This is a genomic window from Shewanella electrica, from assembly GCF_022321485.1.
Lineage (GTDB): Bacteria > Pseudomonadota > Gammaproteobacteria > Enterobacterales > Shewanellaceae > Shewanella > Shewanella electrica.
Genome location: NZ_JAKOGG010000213.1, coordinates 1 through 277, shown reverse-complemented (window position 1 = coordinate 277; position 277 = coordinate 1). Strand labels below are relative to the sequence as shown.

Below are 277 nucleotides of genomic sequence, written 5' to 3'. Positions count from 1 at the left end.
ATACCGTCTGCCGCCCATACGTGCTGAAGGTGTTGAAGGACCTCACAGTCGTCGAGGTCAATGCCCGGCTGTCGCGCCATTTCGCCGTCATGTATTTGGGTTGGCGCGGCGAATGGTGGCTGCCGCCGCTCAACGGTATCGCCTCGGCACCGCTGCTCGAGGACGACGGCGCGATCCACAGCGCCCAAGGGTATGACCGAGTGTCGGGCATGTGGCGCGAGAACGTGCCCGATCTGACCGGGTTGGTCCCCGAGCAGCCAACCGTGGACGACGCGGC

General features: G+C 65.3%; 1 protein-coding gene. It reads left to right on the top strand.

The genetic code is table 11. The features are described 5' to 3' along the window. Window positions 1-277: hypothetical protein (locus L9G74_RS20410; RefSeq protein WP_238898593.1), on the top strand; the 277-nt coding region annotated here is incomplete at both ends.